This is a genomic window from Haladaptatus sp. R4 (assembly GCF_001625445.1).
Lineage (GTDB): Archaea > Halobacteriota > Halobacteria > Halobacteriales > Haladaptataceae > Haladaptatus.
The window spans coordinates 76,776-100,672 of the sequence record NZ_LWHG01000034.1 but is presented as its reverse complement, the minus strand read 5'-3'; the positions used below and the strand labels follow the sequence as shown (position 1 = coordinate 100,672).

Sequence of the window (23,897 nt, the reverse complement as noted above, 5' to 3'; positions counted from 1 at the left end):
ACTCGCTTTTCGTGTGTGATTATAGAACACGATACGACGAACGACGGCGCACCGTCGTTCCGAATCCGACCATCGGTGCACCGGCAATCGGTACTCCCTACCGAACCGGTTCCGTCTCAGTACGTCTCCGAGGGCTCGGCGGGGCCGCGGAAGACGGAGTAGACGACGGCGAAATACACCACCACTATCGGCAGGATGAACGCGGCGGCGACGGTCAGCATCGTGAGCGGCAGGCTCGAAACGACGCCTTCCTGCACGGTCAACCCGGCGGCCGGGTCGATGGCTGGATACAGGAGGTTGGCGACGAACGCGACCAGCGCGTACGGGAGACCGGCGGCGGCGACGAATCCAGCGCGGAACCGCTCCGCTCTCGTGGTGACGACGAACCCGCCGACCAGCAGGACGGAGACGACGACGCTGACGATAGAGACCGGCGATACGAGCGCATCACGCAGGTCCGGGCGGTCACAGCCAGATAGCCGATGACCACGACGACGAGCGCGAGGTACACGAACGAGAGACGCCGACCGTATCGCATCATCTCGGAGCGCAACCCGCCCCGCGTCTTCAGGCCGAGGTACGCGGACCCCTCGACGAGCGTGATCGCGACGAGCGTGAGTCCGAAGGCGAGTGCGGCGATGGAGACGATACCCGATGCACCGAGCACCCAGTTGGCCGCGAACATGCCGAGGAAGAACGGTGCCGTCGTACTTCCGACGATGAACGCCCGTCCCCACCATCGGTGCCAGCGGTCGTCCGAGCGTTGTTCGTACAACTCCGGTGCGATTCCCCGGAGGATGAGCGCCGCGAGGATGGCGAACATCAGGAGGTAGTAGCGGCTGAACAGTCCGGCGTACGCGGCCGGGAAGACGGCGAAGAGCGCCCCGCCGAACACGACGAGCCACACTTCGTTACCATCCCAAACCGGTCCGATGGCGGCCAGCAGCGTCTCGCGTTCCTCCTCGTCGTCGAGGGTGGCGAACAACATGCCGACGCCGAAGTCGAACCCATCGAGGAACAGGAACGTTCCGAGGAGCACGAACACGAGCGCGAACCAGAGATTGGCGAGATCAATCATCCACGGCCACCTCCTGACCGGGCATCTCGCGGCGTGTCCGTTGCACTTCGGGTGCCCCGCCCCGGATGATACGGCGGACGACGTACCCGTACACGACCAACAGCGCCGAATACGCGCCGACGAAGCCGAGAAGCGTCAGCGTCGCTTCCCCGCCGGTGAGTCCGGACGAGACGCCAGCGCTCGTCTTCATCACCCCCTGCACGACCCACGGTTGACGGCCGACTTCGGTGACGATCCACCCGACCTCGACCGCGAAGAATCCGAGCAGGGACGACCAGATGAGCGCACGGAGGAAACGGTTATCTTCGAACAGTTCGCCCGCCCGCCAGCGGAACCCGCCCCACAGCGCGAGGGCGATGAACCAGAAGCCCAACCCGACCATCAGGCGGAACGACCAGAAGACGATGGCGACCGGCGGCGACCCTTGGAACTGGTTGAGTCCCGTGATTTGGGCCTGTGAGTTGCCGCCGCTCACGAGCCACGACGCCCCGCCGGGGATACCGATACCGAAGATGTCCTTCGCCCGTGGGTTGAGGATGTCGCTGAGCGACGTCGGGAAGGCGACGATGTACTCCGGAACGTACGACGCGGTCTCCCACACCGCCTCCATCGCGGCGAACTTCTGTGGCTGTGTGATCGCGACGTGGCGGGCGTACGCGTCGCCGTGGATGACCTGCAACGGTGCGGTGATCAGCATGGCGACGAGCGCTATCTTGAGCGTCGCACGCCAGAATCGCTCGTCGTCGGCCCGTCCGCGCCGGATGTAGTACGCCGCGACACCGGCCATGAACAGCGCGACCGAGAGGACGGCCGCGTTCTGCATGTGAACGAACATCCATGGGAATCGCGGATTGAGGTAGGCGGCGATCGGATCCACGAGCGTGATAACCGGGTGTCCGTTCTCCATCGCCACCGAGTACCCGCGTGGCGTCTGCATCCACGAGTTGGCGACCAGAATCCACACCGCCGAAAGCCACGTGCCGAGTCCGACCAGAATGGAGGAAAGTAGATACAAACGGTCCGAAACGCGTTCACGGCCGAAGACGAAAATTCCGAGGAACGTCGCTTCGAGGAAGAAGGCCATCATCCCTTCGACGGCCAACGGGCCGCCGAACAGGTCGCCGGACGCGGCGGCGAACGCCGCGAAGTTGGTCCCGAACTCGAACTCGAGAACGAGTCCGGTGACGGTCCCGACGACGAAGCTGACGGCGAATATTCGCACCCAAAACCGTCGAAGTTGTTCGTAGATCGCTTCTCCCGTCCGTACCTCCTTCCACGTGAAGTAGACGAGGAACGGAGCGAGCCCCATGCTCATCACGGGGAAGATGATGTGTACGATTGTCGTCAGTGCGAATTGAAGTCGGCTTGCAGTCGTCGGATCGAGCATGATACCTCCTGTTTCGAACTTCGCGTAGTATCGGTTTTAGAACACGGCTGATTCTCGTCCCACGATAATCAGTTACTGGGAATCATAAATGTTCGCCCCATAACAAGTCCCACCAGTACAGCTTTGAGTCTCGGTGGCGTGTGTTATCCGGATGTACGAACGGATTTTACTGCCCACGGATGGAACGCCGTCCACCGAGCGGGCCATCGAGCAAGCACTCGAACTCGCTGACATGTGTGGCGCGAGCCTTCACGTCCTGTCGGTCGTCGATAAGACCATCGTCCCGACGGACGTTCGTGCCGACATCCTTTACGACGAACTCGAAACGGAGTGTGCAGAAGCGGTGGCGGAGGTCGAAGCAGCGGCGAACGAGGCGGGAATCGACGTGGAAACGACGATAGAGCACGGAACGCCGCACAAGATCATCCTCGACTACGTCGACGAACACGATATCGACTGTATCGTGATGGGAACACACGGGCGCAAGGGACTCGACCGATATCTCCTCGGGAGCGTCACCGCGAAGGTCGTTCGCCTCTCGAAGATACCCGTGCTGACGGTCAGAATGAACGGATATGGGTGAACAGGGAGAATAAGATGAGTGAACGGGTCGAATAATTCGGTACGCCACGAACCCGAATACGGTATAATCTTGCGTTTCAGGCCGTTAAGACGGGATTTATCGTCATAGACTTTTGTCGGATGACGCCGTAGACGGTTTCGGGTGTACGAGAAAATGAGAGACACGCGAACTGACACACCGAGAACGGACACGGGCGGATGAACGTTCTCGAAAGTATTCGAATCAGCTGGCGGAACATTCGGGAGCACAAACTCCGCTCGACGCTGACGACGCTCGGCGTCATCATCGGCGTGGCGGCGGTCATCACGTTCGTCACGCTCGGCGCGAGTTTACAGGCGGATATCGTCAACACCGTCGCGGGCGGAAACGCGGCGACGATGTACGTTTCGGCACAGTCGCCGAGTCAGAACGGCATCCCGAACTTCGGAGGCACCGGCGGACAGACGATCTTTACTCAGCACGATGTCGATGGCATCCGGTCGCTCGACGGCGTGCAAGCCGCCGTTCCGGAGAGTGGTATGGCTGCTTCGACGGTAGCGTTCAACGGGACGAGCGTCGGCCGTCAGTGGGTGGTTGTCACGTCACCATCGTACTTCAGCGTGAAGGACCAGCAGTTCGTCGCCGGGAAGTCGTTCCGGAGCGGGAAACGCGAAGTCGTCCTGAACGAACCGGCCACGCGAATGTTCGGTGACGGCAACGTCTCCGTCGGGGACAAGATCACCGTTACCCGTGCGGCTACCGGTCAACAGATAAACGCGACGGTGACGGGAGTCGTGAAGGCCTCGGGCGAAAGCACGTTGGGTATCAGCAGCGGCCCGACACCACGGATTTTCGCGCCGACCGATCCCTTCTATCAGCGAACGGTGAACAGCCCAGCGACGAACAGCACGCAGCGGGTGTACGGTCGCATCCTCGTGCTCTCGAATAACCCCGCCCGCGTGGATGCGGTGCAGGGCCGCGTCTACACGTACCTCGGGGAGCACTCGGACGCACGAAAACTGAAATCGCAGAATTACAAATTCAAGGTGACGACACAGGAGGAACTCGTCAATCAGGTCAAACGGGTCAGCGACACGTTCACGGCGTACATCTCCGGCATCGCCCTCATCTCGCTCATCGTCGTGCCATCGGCATCGCCAACATCATGCTGGTGAGCGTGACCGAACGACCCGTGAAATCGGGATCATGAAAGCCGTCGGCGCGGGGAGAGCACCGACGTCCTCCAGTTGTTCCTGTTCGAGGCGATACTCCTCGGCATGTTCGGGTCCGCGTTGGGTGCGCTCGTCGGGTACCTGGGAGGCTACGTCGCCGCACAACTCATCGGGCTTCCGCTCACCTTCCGGGTGGAGTGGTTCGGCATCGCGGTGGTGGTCGGCGTCTTCGTCGGCATCGTCGCGGGAATCTATCCGGCATGGGACGCGTCCCACTCGACCCCATCGACGCGCTCCGCTACGAGTGAGACGGGTGTTGGACCGCTGGGAGAGGACGTTTGGGCGACCTTGGCCGCTCAAACCGTTCACGTGAACTGTTTCAGCGGTTCCAAAAACGACCGCGACGGAGCGAACTGTTTTTTCGCCGTTCGTTCGGAAAATCGGTCGCTGCACAACAGCGCGTTACCCAGTACGGAACCCGTACCTACCTTCCCTTCATCGTAGGTATTGCTTGCTATCTCGCGGATAGCCACTGGATAACAAAGAGTGAATCCTGCGATAGTTTTCTCCGAACGAGAACCCGGCCGCTCCTCCGCTTCGGAGCGGTCGCTCCCCACTACACACTATGGCTAGTCATCAGACGGATTCGAAAACGACGCAGGAATCACGAGGGTTGAGCTACGAGTTACCATGGCTCATTCCCGCGCTTTTAGCCGGTGTCTGTGTGCTGTATTTCTATATCGGGACACATCCGTACGGGTCGTTCGGTGCCGGACTGTACTTTCACATCGCCGAACAAATACAGACCAACGGCTACGTTCTGCCGAAGACGATTCCGAATTACACCCCTGCTGGCGTCCCGTTCGCGTACCCGCCGCTCATGTTCTACGTGGTGGCTCTGCTCCAGAACGTGACGCATCTGGATGCGTTCACCATCGCCCGGTTTCTCCCCGGATTGGTTTCGGTCGCGTATCTCGTCCCGCTCTACTTCCTTGCGCGAGACCTGTTCGGTTCGCGCCCGCAAGCGGCGCTCGCAACGCTCATCGTCGCCGTCAGTCCGCCGGTGCTCCAGTGGCACATCTCGTCCGGTGGTATCGTTCGCGCCCCGGCGATGCTGTTCTCGCTGGTGGGAATATATGCCGGATTACACCTCTTCCGTGACGGGGATGAACGATGGCTCGCGCCCGCACTCATCGCGTTCACGCTCACCGTGCTCACTCACCCGATGTACACCATCTTCTTCGTCATCAGTTTTCTCCTGCTCTACGCGCGGTTCGACAGGTCGCTTCGCGGGATGGGCTACGGCTTGATCGTCGGTCTCGGCGGCCTCGTCCTCACGGCACCGTGGTGGTTGTCGGTCATCGCCATGCACGGTTCGTCCGTCTTCAGCGGCGCGGCCGGAACCCACGGCGGCCTCGGCGGTGCGGTTCCGGCGTTGTACGCGCTCCTCAGGCAGCAGATACACGAACCGCCGTTCCTCTCGGCGTGGCACTTGCTCCCCGTAGTCGGGTGTCTCTGGCTGGTCTGGCGGAAGGAGTACTTCCTCCCCGCGTGGCTGGTCGTCATCATGGCGACGATGGACGAGGCTCGATTCGTCTTCCTCATCGGGGCGCTCATCAGCGCCCGGTTTATCTTCGAGGGCATCCTTCGATGGATCCGGAAATCGGCGTCCGTCGGTCGGAACGAAATCGTCACCTTCTCGGTCGTGTTGCTCGCCACCATCGGCCTCAGCGGCGGGATGTTGTACGCGACGGGCGGACTGAACGCTCACGCTGGCAGTCCGTCGCTGCCGGGGTTCGTCGATAACAACGACGTGGAGGCGATGTCGTGGGCGAGCACGAACACCGACCCATCGGCGCAGTTCGTGGTCCTCGGCGACGCGGCGGAGTGGTTCCCACAGCAGACACACAGGACCATCGCCGTCGGGCCGTGGGGCGTCGAGTGGAAGGGCCATCAGCAGTATCGCTATCAGTTACATCACTTCCGGACGTTATCCCGGAGCCACACCGCCGCGGCGCTGACGAGCAAACTGATGCGGATGGACGTTCACCCACAGTACGTCTACGTGCCGAAGGGGGCGTACACGATTCGCGGCATGCGTCACACCCAACCGTCGATGATGCTGTCCACGATGCAGTCGTCGCCGCAGTATCATCTCGTGTTCGAGAACGACGGCGTCGCCGTCTTCGAGATGGCTGACGGTTGGTATCCGTCGGGTCCCGGCCCGAGCGGACCGATGCCGGTGTGAGCGCCCGACGGATTCGCTACAGTTCGAATTCACCGTCGATGATGCTGTTCGCTACTATCCCCATGTACTCGATATAGGGGTCCTCTTCCGGTTCCGTCCCGGATTCGACATCGTGGCGGTGAAGGTCCTCCCACACCACCGCCAGCAGAAATGCCGCGTGCGCCCGATAGAACCGTTCGTGTTTGAATGAGAATCCCGTTCGTTCCTCGTAGCGGGCAACCAACTCACGCCTGGTCGGACTGCCGGGCTTTGCCGTGAACGGGGCCAGTCCGTTCTCGTTGTCCTCGCGCAACTCCCGTATCGAGTCGTGATTCGGATATTTCGCTTCGAGTTCGTCGAGGGATAGCGTCGGGTCCCCCTCGTCACGCCAGCGGAGCAGGAGATAGCCGAGTTCGGTCAGCGGGTCGCCGAGTTTCGCCGATTCCCAGTCGAGAACCCCGGTGATTTCGGGACGATTCGAGTTCGAGAAAAGGACGTTTCCCGGCCTGAAATCTCCGTGAATGAGGGTCGTTTTTGAATGCGAGGGAGCATTCCGCAGAAGCCATTCTCCAGCGGACTGGAGTTTTGGCACGTCGTGTTCCGTCACGCTCGTCGCCGCGTCGAGCCGTTCGACGGCATTCTCGACTTGTTCCCGTGCGGTCCGCCGCTCACAAACATCCGCGAACGGTTCGACTGCCTGCGAGTGAACGTCGGCGAGTGTGTCAATCAACTGGTGGGCTATCCGTTCCCGAGACCGTGGATTCCGAAACCGTTCGGGAAGGTCGGACCCTAAGGAGACCGTTTCGCCGTCGAGGGCGCTCATGACGAAGAACGGACCGCCGAGAACCGATTTGTCGTCACAAAACGCGAGCGGTCGCGGCATCGGTATCGGCGTATCGGCGAGTCGTCGCATCACCTTGTACTCCGTCTCCACGTCGGTCATGTAACTAGCGTCCCGCAACTTGGTTTCCCGGCGTACCACGTACTTTTCATCGTCCTCGGTCGAAATCCCGAGAATCAAATTGAGCCCGTCGGCGAGTACATCGACTTCGTCCACGTCGATTCCGAGTTCCGCCGCGAGATACGATTCGAGTGCAAGCGTCTTCATTTCTGCCGTAACGTGACGGAATACACCCTCCAGCAAAAGTCTCCCGTAAGTGTGAGATGACAACGCATGCGTTGCCGTCCTGTTACCGGAGTGACGGACCTGCTGCGACTCATGATTGGCCTGAAGAACTTCCGCCTCGACTGCCGTGAAAGATAAGTCGTGACCCTTCCTATCCACGGGTCGTACAGATTTCTTCAAACCGGAGTAACTTATGTCAGGACATTCACCACAGTCGGAAAAGGTACGCGTCGGCGTCATCGGCGGCGGATTCATCGGAACGACCGTCGGCCGTGCGTTCGAGGAGGACCCACGTTCGACCGTCGTCGCCATCGCGGACGTGAGCGAGCGGCGCGGGAGGAAGCCGGAAACGCCCTCTACGTCGGCCAAGGCGCGCGCTACGAAAGCCACGAGGCGATGCTCGACGAGGAGGAACTGGACGCGGTGCTCATCGGGACGCCGCACGTCTTCCACTACGAACAGATCATGGACGCGCTGGACCAGGGGCTTCACGTCCTCTGTGACAAGCCGCTCACGACCGACCGCGAGAAGGCCCGCGAAGTCGTTCAGCGGAGCGAGGCGGCCGAGGATCAAGTGCTGATGGTCGGCTACCAGCGGCACGAAACGAGGCGTTCGTCGAGGCGCGCGACCGATGGGCCGAAACCGACCTGTCGCCGAACTTCATCACCGCGGAAATCACGCAGAACTGGATTTCCCGGTTCGAGGACGCGTGGCGAACCGACCCCGACCTCTCGGGCGGCGGCAACCTCTACGATACGGGAAGCCATCTCGTCGACGCGGTCCTCTGGACGACGGGCCTGACGCCCACCTCCGTCCAGGCGAACATGACCTTCGCCGACGACGAGAACCGGGTGGACGAGTGTGCTCAGCTAACCGTCGAGTTCGAGAACGGTGCCTCGGCGAGTATTTCGGTGTTCAGCGACGCGCCGTGCGTCCGCGAGCACATCCACATCTGGGACGACGACGGTGCCGTCTACCTCGAAGGCCGACAGTGGGAACCCCGGCAGTTGACCGAAATCCGTGCCGACAGCACGGTCATCGTCCCGTACATCGACCACAAGCTGAGCGACGAGAAGGCGGCCGTCTTCATCGACTGCATCGAGAGCGGAGCGACGCCGCCAGCGACCGCGCGGGACGCGTACGCCGTAACCGCGCTCACCGAAGCGGCCTACGAGTCGGCCCGGAGCGGCGAGCGCGTGTCGATAGACCTCGACTGACGGTCGTTTACCTCGCCGCTTTCATCCGTTTTTTCTCCTTCGAGTGACGACACTCGACAATGACGAACCGAGCGTGGAATCGGCTTTCGAGCGTGTCGGAGTACGACACGCTGTTGTTGACGGCCGGAATCTGGTTTCTGGCGAAGTTCCTCCGCTTTTCGTTTCCGGCGCTGTTTCCCACCTTCCGGACGGAGTTCGGCGTCTCGAACGCGTTTCTGGGCGGGGTGTTCACTGCGACGATGTTGGGCTACTCGCTCATGCAGTTTCCCAGCGGCGTCCTCGCGGACCGGTTCGGGGCCGTCCAGGTCATCGCCGTCGGGGCCGTGCTCGCGGCCGCCGGAGCGCTGGTGCTCGGATTTCACATCCCGCTCGTCGTCCTCATCGTCGGCATGCTCCTCGTCGGCCTCGGGACGGGCGTCCACAAGACCGTCGCAATCCGGTTGCTTTCGCGCGTCTATTCCGAGCGAACCGGCCGCGCGCTCGGCCTGTTCGACACGCTCGGTGCCTTCGGCGGCGTGGCGGCACCCACGGCGGTACTGTTCGTCACCGGGATTGGAAACTGGCACGCGCTCTTCCTCGTCGGGGCGGCGATGGGACTCCTGCTCGCGGCTGGCGTCCTCGTGTACGTTCCGCGCCGGAGGGAGTCCGCGGACGCCGAATCGGCGTCCGCGGCGAGCGCGACTGACGGCGGGGAATCGACGGGGTCGTTCGAACCGCGGCGCTACCTCGCGCTGTTTCGAAGTCGCCGGTTCACGCTGTTCGTCGGCGTGACGGTTTGCTTCAGCTTCGCGTACAACGGCGTCGTCGCATTTCTCCCGCTCTATCTCACCACGCATGGGCTCTCGGATTCGACGGCGTCGCTGGTCTACAGTCTGTTGTTCGCCGTGAGTCTCGTTCAGATCCTTACCGGCGACCTCTCGGACCGGATCGGACGGCTTCCGTTGGCGATGGCCGTCCTCGCCGTCGCCGCGGGCGCACTGGGTGCGCTGTCGGTGGTCGGAAACGCGAGCGCGCTCGTCTTCGGCGCTATCGTCGTCGCGCTCGGACTCGGTAGCCACGGATTTCGACCGATCAGGGGGGCGTACCTCGCGGCATCGATTCCCGAGGACGTCGCCGGTGGCGGCCTCGGCATCGCCCGAACGATTCTGATGGGTGTCGGTGCGTTGGCCCCCGCGGTCGTCGGGGTGCTTTCCGACGCTGCCGGGTTCGGGGTTGCGTTCGGTCTCCTCGCGGTCACGATGGCAGGTGGAGCGCTCTTGGCCGGTGTGACCGCGCTGGTGGAGCGCCGCGTGACGTCGCCGTTATCCGACGTAACGGGCGGCGACCCACGTTAGCAGTGCGAGCAGAGCGAACGGGACGATTACCAGGATGAGACTCAGATACTGGTAGAGTAGGTTCCGCGGGTACGGCGTATAGAAGAAAAAGAGGAGGAAGAAAAACCCGAGGATGACGAGGGGAACGATGTTCACCACGATGTCGAGGAGGGTTTCACGGTCGAACGGAGAGTAGGACATCAGTTCTCACCTCCCGTGCCGTCCGATCCGCCGTCGGTTCGCCCGCCGTCATCGCCACCGTCCGCCGCGAGGGCGGTTTCCTGCTTCTTCTCGAACCACGCCCATTCGGGCGAGAGCATCCCTTCGTCTTCCAACTGCCACGGGTCGCCGGTCGTGACTTTTGCCCCGTCGAGCCAGGACTGGGCGATGTTCCAGACGAAGATGACCTGACCGATGGCGAGGATAAATGCCCCCACGGTTGCCACTTCGTTCCACGTGGTGAACTGTGGAAGGTAGGTCGCATACCGGCGCGGCATCCCGCCGTAGCCGAGGAACAGCATGGCGAAGAACGTCACGTTCGACCCGACCATCGTCAGCCAGAAGTGCCAGTGAGCGAGTGATTTGTTGTACATCCGTCCCGTGACGAGGGGAAACCAGTAGTACACCGCTCCGAAGAGGGCGACGGCGATGGCCCCCATCACGAGGAAGTGGAAGTGACCGACCACGTAGTAGGTGTCGGTGAGTATCAGATCGACGGGAATTGCGGCGAGGAAGACGCCGGTGACGCCGCCGATGATGAAGTTCTGCACGAACCCGATCATGAACAGCATCGGCGCGGTCAAACGGAGGTTCCCGTTCCACATCGTCGTGATCCAGTTGAACGTCTTGACGGCGCTCGGCACCGCGATGGCCAGCGAGACGGCCATGAAACTGAGTCGGAGTCGCGGGTCGATGCCGGTGGCGAACATGTGGTGGGCCCAGACGCCGAACGAGAGGACGCCGATGGCCAGCGTCGAGTAGACGACGAACTTGAACCCGAACAGCTTCCGACCCGCGAACCGCGGTAAGATGAGGCTCACGAGTCCCATCGGCGGCAGGACGATGATGTACACCTCCGGATGGCCGAAGAACCAGAACAGGTGTTGCCACAGAATCGGTCCGCCACCCCCGGTCGGAGCGTAAAACGTCGTCCCGAAGTTTCGGTCGAGCAGTATCATGATGATGGCGCTCCCGAGCATCGGGAACGCGAAGAGGACGAGACCCGCCTGCGTGAGCACCGTCCACGAGAACAGGTCGAGGTTCTCCCAGCCGATGTTCGGGCCGCGCTCGGTGAAGATGGTGGCGATGAAGTTTATCGCACCCATCGTGGTGCTGATGCCGGAGAGGTGTAATCCGAGGAGCATCAGGTCGGTGGCCGGACTCGGTTGTTGTACGGAAAGCGGCGTGTACATCGTCCAACTCGTCTGGGACGGCTGGATTCCCGTCCCGAGCGCGCCGAGCGGGAAGCCGACCCAGATGAGGGCTGCACCGGCCGGGAGCATCCAGAACGCGATGGCGTTCAGTCGCGGGAACGCCATGTCGTCCGCGCCGATGAGCAGCGGGACGAAGTAGTTCCCGAACGCGAATATCATCGGGGTGGCGAACAGGAACAGCATGGTCAGTCCGTGCGTCGTCATCAGGGCATTGTACTCCGTGGCCGTGAGAATCCAGGATTCCGGCTTCAGGAGTTCGACCCGCATCAGCATGACGCCGACGCCCGCCCACGCGAACGATATCATCCCGAGCACGCCGTACAGGATGCCGATATCCTTGTGATCGACGGTCGTCAGCCAGCGTATCACCCCCGATGGCTTCTGTTCGTAACCGGTTCGTTGCTCTCCGCCTTGCCTCACCCCCCCTCCAGTGGGTGTGTACGACCGCCAATCTTCCACTTGGAGGATGAAGTAGAAGACCGCGATGAGGAACACACCCATCAGAATGGTGAGCGCCAATGATGTGCTGAACGCTGCCATCGTCAAACAGTCGGTCGGAAAGGAGTAATTCGTTTCGGTGGTTTGTCATTTATTCCGGAACGACTCGGGTCCCATCTATGACCTGAATTGTGTACGACGTGAATAGTCACGTGAAAAGAAGTGTCGTTGGAGAGGGGATCACCGAAACGGGAGGTTTCGCTCGACCGCCTCGATTTCACGGGTCGAACGAGGAAACCTCCGTCACCGGCCCCACCCATTTTGTCGATCGATCCGTCCGTGGACCAACGCCGACGGGTATCCGACGAAAGACCTCTCTCCGAGACGGTCAAAAAAGGTAACATATCGCATACCCATTCTCCCTCGACTCACATGGAACCGAAACGACACACCTGGACCCGGCGAAGCGTCCTCAAACGAAGCGGCCTCGCCGTCGCGGGCACCGCTTTTGGGAGTTCGTCGGCCATCGGTGCGGCGAGCGCGACCGAGTGTTGTAAGACCTGTTGGATGGACGTGAAGCCCGGTTGCTGCCCGAACAGGATCGACGCGAGGAAAAACGAAGTGTTCACCGTCTACATCGGGTGGCCGAACGTGAAACCCGAGAGCATCCGGTTGCGGCCGTCCTCGACGCGAGCAACGTTCGACACGCCGACCTGCCAGAAGTACCGCAATCCGCGGTGGAAGCAGGTCTCCTGTTCCGACATCGAAGGTCTCCTCGCGGAGACCGACGGTCGGGCGGCGAGTCCGTGTCACCTAACGGTCGAGGACGTCGATAACGATGGGGACAACGATACGGTGGTGCGGTTCAACAGTTGTGCCCTCGAACTGCGCCGCAACGACTGCAACCTGCTCCTCGAAGCGGAAACGGGCAGCGGTTGTCGCCTGCTCGCCATCGATAGCGTCGCACCGTGCAATTGCGGAACTTCCAAGGGGAACTAATCGCGGAACTGGCAAGGAGCACAATCGCAGAACTACCAAGGAGCGCTAATCGCGGAACTGCCAACAGGCACTAATCCTCGGTCGTCCTATTTCGACCGATGAAGGCATCCGATTTACTCGTGGAGTGTCTGGAAGCGGAGGGAGTCGAGTACGTCTTCGGCCTGCCGGGCGAGGAACTCGGCGACGTGCTGTTTTCCATCCGCGATTCCGACATCGAGTTCATCCCGGTACGACACGAACAGGGCGCGGCCTTCATGGCCGACGTACACGGGCGCGTGACCGGGAAAGCGGGCGTCTGTCTCTCGACGCTCGGCCCGGGCGCGACGAACCTCCTGACGGGGGTCGCCGACGCCCACCTCGACAAGAGTCCCGTCGTCGCCATCACCGGGCAGGCGGGACTGGAACGACTCCACAAGGAGAGCCACCAACTCATCGACGTGATCCACACGTTTCGGTCGGTGACCAAGTGGAACACCCAACTGAGCGATCCGGAGATAATCAACGAATCGGTGCGCAAGGCGTTCAAACTCGCCCAATACGAGAAACCCGGCGCGACGCACCTCGAATTTCCGGAAGACGTCGCGGCCGAGGAGACGGACGCGGAACCGCTCGTCACCCGTCGTCCTGTCCGCCGTTCCGACCCCGACGAACGGTCCGTCGAGTACGCCGTCGAACTGCTCCAGGACGCCGACCGACCGCTCGTCATCGCGGGTAACGGCGCGGTTCGGGAGCAGGCCGCCGAAAGCCTTCGGGAGTTCGTCTCGGAAACGGCCATCCCCGTCGCCGCGACGTACATGGGAAAAGGGGCGCTCTCGACGCCGACGAACATTCGCTGTTCACGCTCGACTCGGGCGAAAACGGCGAAGCCGAAGACGCCATTCGGGAGGCCGACTGCGTGCTCACGCTGGGCTACGACATCGCCGAACACGACCCGGAGAGTTGGAACCCCGACCGCGACAAGGACGTCGTCCACCTCGATTCGGAACCCGCCGAGGTGTACGAACATTACAACCCGAACGTCGAACTGGTCTGTGACATCTCCGCCGGACTCGACGCGCTTCGGGACCGACTCGACGTCGCCTGTCCCGCCGGATGGTACCGCGAACAGCGCGAAGCGCTCGTGGAACAGACGACGCGGTGGCCCGACGCCGACGACCCGGTTTCGGTGGAAAACGTCCTCCCCGTCCTCCGCGAGGCGATGGCGGGTGGACGACGACGTGCTCGTCTCGGACGTCGGCAGTCACAAGATGGCAATCGCCCAGGACTTCCCGACCTACGAACCGAACACGGTCCTCGTCTCGAACGGCCTCGCCAGCATGGGTATCGGCGTTCCGGGCGGCCTCGCGGCGGACCTCGCGCTCGATTCCGAGGTCGTCGTCGCAACGGGTGACGGCGGATTCCTGATGAACGGCGCGGAGATCGACACGGCGACTCGCCTCGACTGCGATTACACCATCATCGTCTTCAACGACGACGAGTACAAACTCATCACCGAGGAACAGGAGGAGGAGTTCGGCGAACACTTCGGCACCGGACTCACGAACCCCGACTTCGTGAAGTTCGCCGAGAGCTTCGGTATCGACGGCGTCGGCCGAGACGTGGGACGAGATCGAGGAAGCGCTGACCGAGGCCGTCGAGAGCGACGGCATGACGCTGGTCGAGATTCCGGTGGAGTGAGTTCGCGTATGACGGAGACGAAGGGGCCGATTTCGCTCGACGTACTCCTGTTGCCCGCCTTCGCGGCGGACGATTTCGAGATGAAAAAAGACCTCCCCGACGAGTTCGAACGGTGGCTCTCGACCTACGAGTTCGAGAACTCTGCGTCGGTCCCCGGCGCGAACATGCCGGTTTACTACACCGACGACGGCATCGGAATCACGTCAACCGGGATGGGGAAACCGGAAGCGGCGGCCACCGTGACCGCCATCCTCGCTTCGCGGAAATTCGACTGCTCTTCGGCGTACTTCGTCACGGTCGCGTCGCGGGGACGCCGCCGGACGTGGGAACGCTCGGGTCGGTGTTCGTCGCCGACGCCATCGTCGATTGGGACAAGAAACATCGCTGGGCGGCCCGTGACGGCGAAACGGAGGAAGAACGAACTCACCCCCTCGAACCGTTCTCGTATCGACCGCACGACTACGTCTATCACCTGAACGACGAACTCGTGACGACGGCCCTCGATGCCGGGAAATCGGTCGAGCTACGCGATTCGGGGGCTTCGAGGGCGTATCGGGATCACTACTCGACGGACGTCGCGCGGTCCGATCCGAGCGTGGCCGTCGGAACGACGCTCTGTAGCGACGAGTTCTGGCACGGCGGGACGGTCGCCGAGCAGGCTCAGTGGCTCGTGGACGAGTACGACGCGGGAACCTACGCGACGACGGAGATGGAGGAGATGGGAACCGCGACTGCCCTCGACCGATTCGGGTTGCTGGACAGATATCTGAGCGTCCGCGGCGTCGTCAACTTCGACCGGCCGTACGACGGCCAGTCGATTCGGGAGAGCCTCCACGACGGCGTGGAGAAGGAAACGTTCGACGCCACGCTGGACAACGTCGTCAGCGTCGGAGCGGCCATCGTGGACGAACTCCGCGCCGTCGGCGGGGAATCGGACTGAAAGCCGTTCGTATCGGCCGTGAAAAGCGGTTCGCTCACCAGACGCCGTCCGTTCTCGTCCCGTTACAAACTAAAATACTCCATCGGCGATATCGCTCTATTTTGCGTGCCTGATGAACCACCATCCAAAAACGGAAATGGCGATACCGTGGCTACACACACCGAGAAGGAGATAAACGATCCACTCTCCGCCTCCCCCGACGCCGACGACGAACGCCTTTACCGGCCAATACATCGGAAGCACTCCGATGGCAAATTGAATCGGTTCGGGGACCAATGCGATGACCGCGGACGGTCCCAACATGATGATGTTAGCAAATTTACTCACCGCGATACCCTCGACGGTATTCGAGGCCACTGCGCCCAACGAGAAGGCGAACAGCGGTGCGGTGAGGGAACTGACTGCTGCGGTCCCGACGATGATCGCTGGCGGGACCGGAATAAGACCGGTCAACCAAACCGTGGGAATCGTGACGATAACGCTCAGGAGATAGGTGGTCGTGAATCGATACCCGAGATAGCCGGTGGAGGAGAGCGGACTCGTTACGTAGGCCGTGAGTACACTCTGTTCCCGGTCTTCGAGGACGATTATTCCGATGACGAACCCGAAGATGCCGGGCGCAGCCAACGCCATCGAACCGACGATGAGCGAATAGTACTGATGCAACGGTATCGCTGGCCCGGCCATAGTCGCAAGCCAGGGAACACCGAATCTCACCATCAGCGCCAGTAAAAGTGGTGTGAGAAACGTGAACCAGAGCAACGGATCTCGAATTAGGTTTCTGAAATCCGCACGAGCCATCGCTTTCCAGGGGGATGACGGTACTAGTTCCCGATTTCCTCGCTGTCTCGTCGAGATACGTCCACCAAATCCAACGCTCGGACGCTTCGTCTCGCCGCGAACGATGTACTTTTCGAACGCCAATTTTGCCCCTTTGTATGCGACGACATCACCGATCAGCAGATAGCTGATGGCGTAGAGGAGCTTCCAGTGAGCAATTGGACGGAATCCCGCCTCCACGATGAGTAGTACTGGCTTCGTCGGGAGTAAGTACAGGAGTGGACTGTGGACGAAGCCGAGATAACCGAATATCGGTGGAACGAACAGGACGCCTGCCCAGACGACAGAGCTGAGGAAGTATTGGTTGATCGAATCAAACCGCGCGACACCGATCACCCCGATGAACACGAACAGCGGTGCCGAAAGCGCAATTCCGATAATCAGTATCGCTATTCTCGGTGTCGTACTCCGAACGAAGAGCGCGATGAGAACTCCCGATGAGATCGCAATGAGGGACAGTGTAACTGCTTTTGAGAGGAGATAATCACGGACGGTGAGAGACGAGACCACTAACGCGTCTAACACGCCCTCGGTCTTCTCGAATATGATCAATGTGGCGATAAAGTAGAAACCGAGGCTCGTGGGATTGGAGACGATTACGAGTACCCCGAGATCAGTTCGAAGTCCGGCCGGTCGCAGTTGAAGTCCGACGATGAAAATACCCGTCAAGATGGCGTACACGAGGTATAACCCATATCTGACCTGCAAGCGAATATCCGCGAGAACCATCGCCCGTAGCGGGGTTTGAACTGAACTCGACCCCGATTTGTTACTCTCCGCCACTTCATTGTGGTTCGAACTCATACTAAGGTTTCACCAGTGATGTCGAGGAACACATCTTCGAGCGTCGCCTCTTCCGTGTGAATCGTTTCGACGCGAGTTCGTTGCAACAACTCCTGAAAGGCCTCGTTCGTCCCGAGATTCGAAAGCGGGAATTCCGCGGATTCGAGTGCTCCGTTCCGCCGGAATTCGACACGGACTGCCGCTTGGCCGTGTTCCAATTTGAGCTCTCGGGGAGCATCGATGACCGGAAGGCGACCATCGATCATGAACGCGATAGTGTCACACAACTCGCTAGCGACGCTCATGTCGTGAGTTGTGAGGAAAACCGTATTCCCCGCGTCCCTGTACTCCTCTATGATACTCTTGACTTCTTTTGCATTCGTCGGATCGATGCCCGCGGTCGGTTCGTCGAAGAACACTAACTCCGGTTCGTGAACGAGTGCGCGGACGAAGTTCAATCGCATCCGCATGCCCTTCGAGTACTCCTCGACGAATTGATCGACTGCATCGCCCATTCCGACTCGGTCGAGCAACTCGAACGGGTCTCGCTTCGCGCCGCCGTAGAGCGACGCGAACAGTTCGAGATTTTCCCGTCCGGTTAATTTATGATACAAGTTTGGGGTCTCGGCAGCGATTCCGATTCGTTTGTAGTATTCGGGTCCCCAGTCGCGAACTTCCCGGTCAAACACGGTCGCCCTCCCTTCGTAGTCGTCTAACAGTCCGATCAGAATTTTCTGGGTCGTGGTTTTCCCCGCTCCACTCGGTCCGAGGAATCCAAATATCTCTCCGGGTTCGACATCGAACTCCAGTCCCTCTAATGTTGGTGAGTTCGCTCCAGCGTACGTGAATCGAAGGTCCTCGGCTTCGATGACGCTCATAGAACCCGCTCCGGACTACCTGACGTAAAAATCGCTGTGTCCTCGTTTTCGAGAACTCCACTTATAGATCGTATCGAGGGATTTCGCGTCCGGTGCATACCACTTGCTTGGACTCATAACTGTATATCCATTTCGGTCATACGATCGTGAATGAGGAACAATATAGTCATCACTCACATCACTAGTGGTAGAAGTATGCACAACTTCAGTGACGAGGAACGAGAGGAGATCAGAGAACAGCTGATCGAAACTGCACAAGAACTGTTCACGTTGCTAAGCTACCAGAAAACCACTATCGAGGACATTACTGAACCGGTGGGGATCGCAAAAAGTACGTTTTACCGTTTCTTCGACACGAAGGGAGAAATCTATGTGGAGGTTCTGCACAGACAACAAGACGGGGTAATCGATGTCGTCGAAGCCGAGTTGAAGGAATTACAAGCTCCCGAGCGACAACTCGAACGACTCTTCCAAACGTGGACCACCGAGTTCGAGAAACGACCGCTGTTATTACGGAGCCATGAAGCACCGCTGGAGATACTCCGAGAGGTTGATGCGCAGAAAGTCGAAGAAGTAAAAGCGAACGTTATCCGTCGGATCGCACCGCTAATCGAAGATATTCAAGCACGGTGCGACGGATTGATCCGCGATCTCACTCCCGAAATGGTCATCGAGCTGTTGTCCGTCCTCGAACTGGTAGTCGCTCAAAAAGAGGGTCACGAGAGCTACGGTTGGAGCGGTTATTCCCAGTTCAAAGACTCACTGATACGAATATTCATACTTGGGCTGCTGTCTGAGGGCTGGGTAAACGATCCTGCTGGGAATACCGAAAGCGACTGAGAACGCCGACGATCTATCTCTCTATGGCTGATGTTCCGCTTGTAGAACTGCTGAGTGGAGCGGATTCGACGGAGATACCGAACGGAAATTACCGCCCCAATCGACCGCGAACCATCGAGAGTCCGGTTCGGAGGCGGGACGGGCGGGCGATCAGCGCCATCTCCGTTTCGGTCAATTCGAAGTCGAACACGTCGAGGTTCTGTTTCAGGTGCTCCTCGCTCGTGGACTTCGGAATCGTGACCACCTTCTCCTGTTGTGTCACCCATCGAAGCGCGACCTGTGCGGGCGTTTTGTCGTACTTCTTGCCGAGTTCAGTGAGCACGTGGTCGTGCATGGCTCCGCCGTGTGCGAGCGGACTGTAGGCCGTCAACAGCACGTCGTTCTCTTGGCAGTATTCCAGTAGCTCTTCCTGCGGGTTGAACGGGTGAAACTGGAGTTGGTCGGTGAACACGTCCACCGTGGCCTCGTTCCGAGCCTCCTCCAACTGCTCGACGCCGAAGTTGCTCACGCCGATGTGTCGCGTCAACCCGTCGTTCTGGAGGTCGGACAGCGTCCGCATCACCTCTCCCGTCGAGGCGAGCGGGTTCGGCCAGTGGATGAGCAACAGATCGACGTATTCGGTACCGAGCTTCGTGAGACTCTCGTTGACGGAGTTCACGATGTCGGTCCGTTTGCGGTGCATCGGCCACACCTTCGTCGTCAGAAACACGTCATCGCGGTCGACGTCCGAGTGTTCGATGGCCTGCCCGACCTCCCGCTCGTTGCCGTAGGCCTGTGCGGTGTCGATGTGTCGGTAGCCGAGGTCGAGCGCCGTCGAGACCGCATCGCGGCACGTCCCACCTTCCATCCGCCACGTTCCGAGGCCTATCTTCGGAATCTCCTCGCCGCCCATCGTCTCGTACTCCATGTGCTGTTGGTGGACGGACAACCCTAAATATCGACTGGCGGACTGGTGGGGTTCGGGTCGATCACTCCCCCTCGTACGTGCTTCGAGGCTTCAATCGGTGCCGAACGTGACGGTGCGCCCCCAACTGTCGAACTTGCCCCACAGGCCGGAACGCATGCATTCGAGTTCGACGACCTGTGAGTTGTCGACGAACAGGTTGACGTTCGGGCCGAAGTTCTTGATGTACCACTCGAACATATCGGGGGCGGGTGCTTCGAACACCAGGTTTTCGATACCCAACTCGTTGGCGATCTGGAAGGCCACGTCCGTGCGCCATTCCGTGACTTCCTCGGTGATTCCTTCCGCTTCGACCATCAGTAATTCGGCACCGGCTTCGAGGTGTCGCTTTCCTTCCTCGATGGCCTGCTCGGGACTCTGCTGTCCGCCGCGCTCCAAGTCCTCCGGATCGGAGGCACCGCCCGCACCGAATTGGACGTTGATCTCGGGTTTCGGCTCGATGTCGTACTGCTGAACGAGTTCTGTGAGCCGAATCATATCGTCGGTACCGGTCGCCAGGAACCCGCTGGAAATCTCGACGATGTCGAAGCCGAGGTTCTCCGCTTCCTCGATGTACTTCTCGACCTTGTCGTGGTCGCGCACGAGGACGTTCTCGATGAACCCGCCGGTCGAGACCTTGACGTCGTGCTCGTGACAGATGTCGATGAGTTCGGTGACGGCGTCCTCGGGCATCAACGCGAACGATCCGCCGCTGAATTTGTAGATGTCGATGTACCACCCCATCGTTTCGAGGATGTCCTTCAGTTCACGGGGCCCCATCGGATCGTAGTATGGCCCCCGCATCTCGGTGATACCGGTCTCACGCGGTTTGTCTGGTCGGTCGTTGTGGTGTAGGAAGTCGAACGCTCGATTTTCTATAGGCATGGTTGTTGATGGAACTATGGTTGTCGGTTACGGGGCGATTCGCGGCTCGTTACTTTGCAGAAGTCGAATATCCTGCCGGTCATGAAACCCCCGAACGGGCTACGACGAACAGCTACAAAAGGAGTTGGGCGGCACGCGTTCGTTGGACTCGGACGAGGTTCGTTGGATCCAGTCGAGAACCGAACTCAGTCACGGGCGCGGACGTAATGTATCACCCCGAAGACGACGATACCGGCGATCAACCCGGTCGGAATCCCGACCAGTAACGAGGGCCAGATGCGCTCCCGGAGGAGTTCCGTCGCGAGCACGCCCACGACGAGAAACGAGAGCACCGCGATACCGACTTCGATAACAGCGTCCCGAGCGTTCATCGTACAGTGATTCCGCTACCGTGTAGTAACGATTTCGCACGTCCGCCGCCGCACAACGGTGTGAGTTCGTCAATCCCCGTGAAATTCAGTATTTTCGGTGTAGTTCGCTATTGCCCGTCGCCTACAGCGGCACCCACGGCGGATCGCCGATGTGGTCTATCTGTTCACCTTCCGGAAATCGGGTAAACTCGTTCTCGTGACAGCCAGCACCGTAGCGTTTGACGTGCCACGCGACGTGGTCGCCCGCTCCGGCGTCCGGGGAACAGCTATTGGCGACCGAATCGGGGTGCTGCGGCGATGGTGCTCCCGCGAGGACGCCGACGCTCGCCATCGACGAGAGGACGACGACGAAAACGACGGCGACGACGTGTGCTCTCCGACTCACCTTCCTACGTCGTTCGTCACGCTCGGTCGAGTCGTCCGCGTCGGCCGGGATTCCTTCGTGTATGGTCATAGCTTGATGAAATGACGGATCTATCGTGCTTTGTTATTTGGCGACCACTCGACGCACAACACCGATTACTGGTCGTCGTGACGTAGACGGCCGGAAAAATTGACGAATTGGTTATCAGTTGGGGACGAATCCCCTGCGGTCAGTACCGCGTTGAAAGCTTAGTTTTCTTGTTCGTTCCAGTTGCCTGCTCCGGACCACGCGGCTTGCGTGTTGTCGTTGTTCTGGTAGCTCGCTTGAACCGAGTACGCGTCGCCCGATTCGGCTTCGCCACCGTTCCAGCCGACCGCAGCGGAGATTGCGTAGCTGTCTTCCTGCGAGTTGGCGTTACCCTGTGCGACGTACTGCTCTTGGTCTACGTGCGAACTTGCCCACTGGGCACTGTGCTGGGAGTCTCCTGCGTGATGGTGTCCGTATGCGGCCGCGTTACCGGCGAAGCCAACCACGAAGACACTGGCCACGACGGTCATCACGAGCAGCATTCTAAGTCCTTTTTTCATTGTATCTACCTTGGACGACACCGGCACGTTGCCTGTGTTCGTCGTCCACTTTCTCGTGTCGCCGCAACTGTATTTCAACCCCTGGTACCGTTTTATCGAACGGTTTGCCGGGTATCATTCGGCTATCCGACTCGGAACCGAATAAGCGCGACATGACGTCTGCAATGCTTGAATTCAGGCCTTTCAGACCGAATTCTTCGAGCGACCTTATCCGATAAAGCCCACCCGACCGGATTCGTAGTGTCTGGTAATCGTCAGTATTGTCGAACTGATTGCTGAGTTATATGCTATCCATTCACAACCTATACGTCGAGTAGCCTCACACGAATCACGAGATTACCCAGGACTACCTCTGTCAGTCCAACAGTTCCACGAGGTCGACGACGGTGTGATCGTCCATTCCGCGTACCGTCCCGACGATTTCCTCGCGCCGCGAGTCGTCGTAGGCGCTCGCTATCCGGTCGAACTTCGATTCGACCTGTTCCCACGACATCGAGTTGTTCGGATGCCCCGCGAAATCGTCCTTCTCGACTCGGTAGGTCGTGCCATCGTCCATCTCTATGTCGATGTTGGCCGGCATCTCGCCAGCCTCGAAACGGTCGGTCAACGCCTCGTCCTCCTCGACTTCGACGGTTCGGAGCAGTTCCTGAACGTCGTCCCGCTGAATTCTGTCGGGGTCGTACTGTGTGTTGGTCATCTCGCGGTCGATGAGCGCGGCGGCGAGCATGTACGGCAGGGAGTGGTCCGCCTGCGCTTTCGTCTCGACTTCGTAGCGCGACCCTTCGCCGCCGCCGATGATGAGTTTCGCGCCCGCGAACGTGTCGAGATGGATCGACTCGACGTGCTCGGGGTCGATGTCCTCCTGCTCGGCCAGTTCGATGATCCCCTCCACGGCGGATTGGGCGTACGTCTCGGCGACGTAGCGTTTCGTCATCACGTCGTGGACGCGCTCGCCCGGCGACAGGTCCACGTCGAACTCCCCGGCGACTATCTGTTTCCATCCTTTCTGTCCCTCGAAGAGGTTCGTCGGTCCTCCACGCCGTTCTTCGCCAGCATCGCGGAGTAGACGGCGTTTCGGGCGGTGTTCGCGGAGGCGAGTCCCTTCCACTCCGAGATTCCTTCGGTTCGCGTCACCCGGAGGGCGTTGTGCGCAGTCCCGGCGATACCGATCGCCGACCGGGTTTCCTCCCGATTCAGGCCGAGCAGTTTCGACGCCCCCGCACTCGCGGAGATGACGGTGTGGGTGACGTGGTCCCAACCGCGGTCCCGAACCGGCGCGTTCCACGCCAGTTCCGCCTGTATCTCGTAGGCGATGGCTATCGCGGCGATGAGTTCCTCGCCGGTGCTATCGGCGTACTCACCGCAGACGATGGCCGCCGCGATGTTGTCGCTCGGGTGCGGCGTCTCGCCGGGTGCGAGAAACGAATCCATGTAATCGAGGTAGCGAACGTACGCGGTGTTCAGCATGGTCGCGTCCGGGGGGGACGCACCCCCTCCTCCCCAGAGGGTGCAATCTCCTCCGTCGTTCATCTCCTCGACGGTCGCTCGCACCGCTTCCACGGGTTCCTCCCCCATCGCACCCACGGCGATTCCAACCGAGTCGAGCACGCGCTTTTTCAGTTCGTCCACCGTGTCCGCCGAGAGGTCGTCGTAGCTCGTTTCCGCCACGAAATCCGCCAGTTCGGCTGTCGTCGTCATGGGTCATGTGGGCAACGGGCACGGGTAAAAATACAGTGGGCGAGTTGGCCCGGGTCGAGCGGCGGACTGCGAGCGAGCACGGCAAACCCGGCGACCCAGGCGATCCCGGCGACAGTTTCAGTGCACGCCAAACCGTTAT

19 protein-coding genes and 5 pseudogenes are annotated in these 23,897 nt (G+C 60.4%); 11 read left to right on the top strand and 13 right to left on the bottom strand.

Features of this window, described 5'->3' with window-relative positions; genetic code table 11:
* Window positions 1–116: 116 nt before the first annotated feature.
* Window positions 117–1,078: pseudogene (locus tag A4G99_RS30170) on the bottom strand (cytochrome d ubiquinol oxidase subunit II).
* Entirely contained in the window at window positions 1,071–2,465 is a 1,395-nt protein-coding gene (locus A4G99_RS23945; protein WP_066148909.1) for a cytochrome ubiquinol oxidase subunit I, read from the bottom strand. Before A4G99_RS23945 ends, A4G99_RS30170 begins: the two are co-directional and overlap by 8 nt.
* A 151-nt stretch (window positions 2,466–2,616) precedes the next feature.
* Between A4G99_RS23945 and A4G99_RS23940 the strand changes: the two genes are divergently transcribed.
* The 4 genes from A4G99_RS23940 (at window position 2,617) to A4G99_RS23930 (ending at window position 6,447) form a co-directional block, all read left to right on the top strand.
* A complete protein-coding gene (locus A4G99_RS23940; RefSeq protein WP_066148907.1) occupies window positions 2,617–3,048 on the top strand; it encodes a universal stress protein in 432 nt (143 codons plus the stop codon).
* Window positions 3,049–3,245: 197 nt separating this feature from the next.
* Window positions 3,246–4,202, top strand: a complete 957-nt coding sequence (locus A4G99_RS23935) for an ABC transporter permease (protein WP_223302222.1) — start codon at window positions 3,246–3,248, stop codon at window positions 4,200–4,202.
* Between the two features lie 72 nt (window positions 4,203–4,274).
* The gene (locus A4G99_RS28280; protein ID WP_223302221.1) at window positions 4,275–4,703 is read left to right on the top strand and encodes an ABC transporter permease; all 429 of its coding nucleotides are present in this window, start codon (window positions 4,275–4,277) and stop codon (window positions 4,701–4,703) included.
* 220 nt (window positions 4,704–4,923) lie between these two features.
* Window positions 4,924–6,447: a glycosyltransferase family 39 protein gene (locus tag A4G99_RS23930; protein ID WP_223302220.1), complete on the top strand. Its 1,524-nt coding sequence runs from the start codon at window positions 4,924–4,926 to the stop codon at window positions 6,445–6,447.
* Between the two features lie 16 nt (window positions 6,448–6,463).
* On the opposite strand, the gene A4G99_RS23925 is transcribed toward A4G99_RS23930, so the two are convergent.
* Window positions 6,464–7,534 carry a phosphotransferase family protein gene (locus A4G99_RS23925; protein ID WP_066148902.1) on the bottom strand — a complete coding sequence of 357 codons (1,071 nt, stop codon included), beginning with the start codon at window positions 7,532–7,534 and terminating at the stop codon, window positions 6,464–6,466.
* Between the two features lie 211 nt (window positions 7,535–7,745).
* Between A4G99_RS23925 and A4G99_RS30165 the strand changes: the two are divergent.
* Both A4G99_RS30165 and A4G99_RS23915 read left to right on the top strand, forming a co-directional pair.
* A pseudogene (locus tag A4G99_RS30165) lies at window positions 7,746–8,769 on the top strand (Gfo/Idh/MocA family protein).
* 59 nt (window positions 8,770–8,828) lie between these two features.
* Window positions 8,829–10,103, top strand: coding sequence for an MFS transporter (locus tag A4G99_RS23915; protein WP_066148900.1), 1,275 nt, complete (start codon window positions 8,829–8,831; stop codon window positions 10,101–10,103).
* Here the strand turns inward: A4G99_RS23915 and A4G99_RS23910 are convergent.
* Both A4G99_RS23910 and A4G99_RS23905 read right to left on the bottom strand, forming a co-directional pair.
* Window positions 10,071–10,283 (bottom strand): DUF6684 family protein, encoded by a 213-nt coding sequence (locus tag A4G99_RS23910; RefSeq protein WP_066148898.1) that lies wholly within the window; start codon window positions 10,281–10,283, stop codon window positions 10,071–10,073. The genes A4G99_RS23915 and A4G99_RS23910 overlap by 33 nt on opposite strands.
* Window positions 10,283–12,055, bottom strand: a complete 1,773-nt coding sequence (locus tag A4G99_RS23905) for a cbb3-type cytochrome c oxidase subunit I (RefSeq protein WP_082838051.1) — start codon at window positions 12,053–12,055, stop codon at window positions 10,283–10,285. Before A4G99_RS23905 ends, A4G99_RS23910 begins: the two co-directional genes overlap by 1 nt.
* Before the next feature lie 330 nt (window positions 12,056–12,385).
* On the opposite strand from A4G99_RS23905, the gene A4G99_RS23900 reads away from it, so the two are divergent.
* The 4 genes and pseudogenes from A4G99_RS23900 to A4G99_RS23890 all read left to right on the top strand — a co-directional run bounded on the left by A4G99_RS23900 (window position 12,386) and on the right by A4G99_RS23890 (window position 15,569).
* Window positions 12,386–12,952: a hypothetical protein gene (locus A4G99_RS23900; RefSeq protein WP_066148894.1), complete on the top strand. Its 567-nt coding sequence runs from the start codon at window positions 12,386–12,388 to the stop codon at window positions 12,950–12,952.
* A 98-nt stretch (window positions 12,953–13,050) separates the two neighbouring features.
* Window positions 13,051–14,629: pseudogene (locus A4G99_RS23895) on the top strand (acetolactate synthase large subunit).
* A gap of 8 nt (window positions 14,630–14,637) precedes the next feature.
* Window positions 14,638–14,862: pseudogene (locus tag A4G99_RS29230) on the top strand (phosphorylase); the annotation flags it as partial.
* Between the two features lie 89 nt (window positions 14,863–14,951).
* A complete protein-coding gene (locus A4G99_RS23890; RefSeq protein WP_255359206.1) occupies window positions 14,952–15,569 on the top strand; it encodes a purine nucleoside permease in 618 nt (205 codons plus the stop codon).
* A gap of 96 nt (window positions 15,570–15,665) precedes the next feature.
* On the opposite strand, the gene A4G99_RS23885 is transcribed toward A4G99_RS23890, so the two are convergent.
* Together A4G99_RS23885 and A4G99_RS23880 are read right to left on the bottom strand one after the other, a co-directional pair.
* The gene (locus A4G99_RS23885; RefSeq protein WP_066148892.1) at window positions 15,666–17,213 is read right to left on the bottom strand and encodes a hypothetical protein; all 1,548 of its coding nucleotides are present in this window, start codon (window positions 17,211–17,213) and stop codon (window positions 15,666–15,668) included.
* Window positions 17,210–18,070 (bottom strand): ABC transporter ATP-binding protein, encoded by an 861-nt coding sequence (locus A4G99_RS23880; protein WP_066148890.1) that lies wholly within the window; start codon window positions 18,068–18,070, stop codon window positions 17,210–17,212. Before A4G99_RS23880 ends, A4G99_RS23885 begins: the two co-directional genes overlap by 4 nt.
* 195 nt (window positions 18,071–18,265) lie before the next feature.
* On the opposite strand from A4G99_RS23880, the gene A4G99_RS23875 reads away from it, so the two are divergent.
* Window positions 18,266–18,910 (top strand): TetR/AcrR family transcriptional regulator, encoded by a 645-nt coding sequence (locus tag A4G99_RS23875; RefSeq protein ID WP_066148945.1) that lies wholly within the window; start codon window positions 18,266–18,268, stop codon window positions 18,908–18,910.
* 88 nt (window positions 18,911–18,998) lie between these two features.
* Here the strand turns inward: A4G99_RS23875 and A4G99_RS23870 are convergent, their stop codons facing one another.
* The 6 genes and pseudogenes from A4G99_RS23870 to A4G99_RS30160 form a co-directional block, all read right to left on the bottom strand.
* On the bottom strand, window positions 18,999–19,817 hold the full coding sequence (locus A4G99_RS23870) for an aldo/keto reductase (RefSeq protein ID WP_066148887.1): 819 nt from the start codon (window positions 19,815–19,817) through the stop codon (window positions 18,999–19,001).
* Window positions 19,818–19,907: 90 nt separating this feature from the next.
* Window positions 19,908–20,738: a phosphosulfolactate synthase gene (locus A4G99_RS23865; protein ID WP_066148885.1), complete on the bottom strand. Its 831-nt coding sequence runs from the start codon at window positions 20,736–20,738 to the stop codon at window positions 19,908–19,910.
* A gap of 185 nt (window positions 20,739–20,923) precedes the next feature.
* Window positions 20,924–21,109, bottom strand: coding sequence for a hypothetical protein (locus A4G99_RS23860; protein WP_066148883.1), 186 nt, complete (start codon window positions 21,107–21,109; stop codon window positions 20,924–20,926).
* Window positions 21,110–21,230: 121 nt separating this feature from the next.
* Entirely contained in the window at window positions 21,231–21,563 is a 333-nt protein-coding gene (locus A4G99_RS23855; RefSeq protein ID WP_066148881.1) for a hypothetical protein, read from the bottom strand.
* A 158-nt stretch (window positions 21,564–21,721) separates the two neighbouring features.
* The gene (locus tag A4G99_RS23850) at window positions 21,722–22,060 is read right to left on the bottom strand and encodes a hypothetical protein (protein WP_066148878.1); all 339 of its coding nucleotides are present in this window, start codon (window positions 22,058–22,060) and stop codon (window positions 21,722–21,724) included.
* 355 nt (window positions 22,061–22,415) lie between these two features.
* A pseudogene (locus A4G99_RS30160) lies at window positions 22,416–23,758 on the bottom strand (MmgE/PrpD family protein).
* Between the last annotated feature and the right edge of the window lie 139 nt (window positions 23,759–23,897).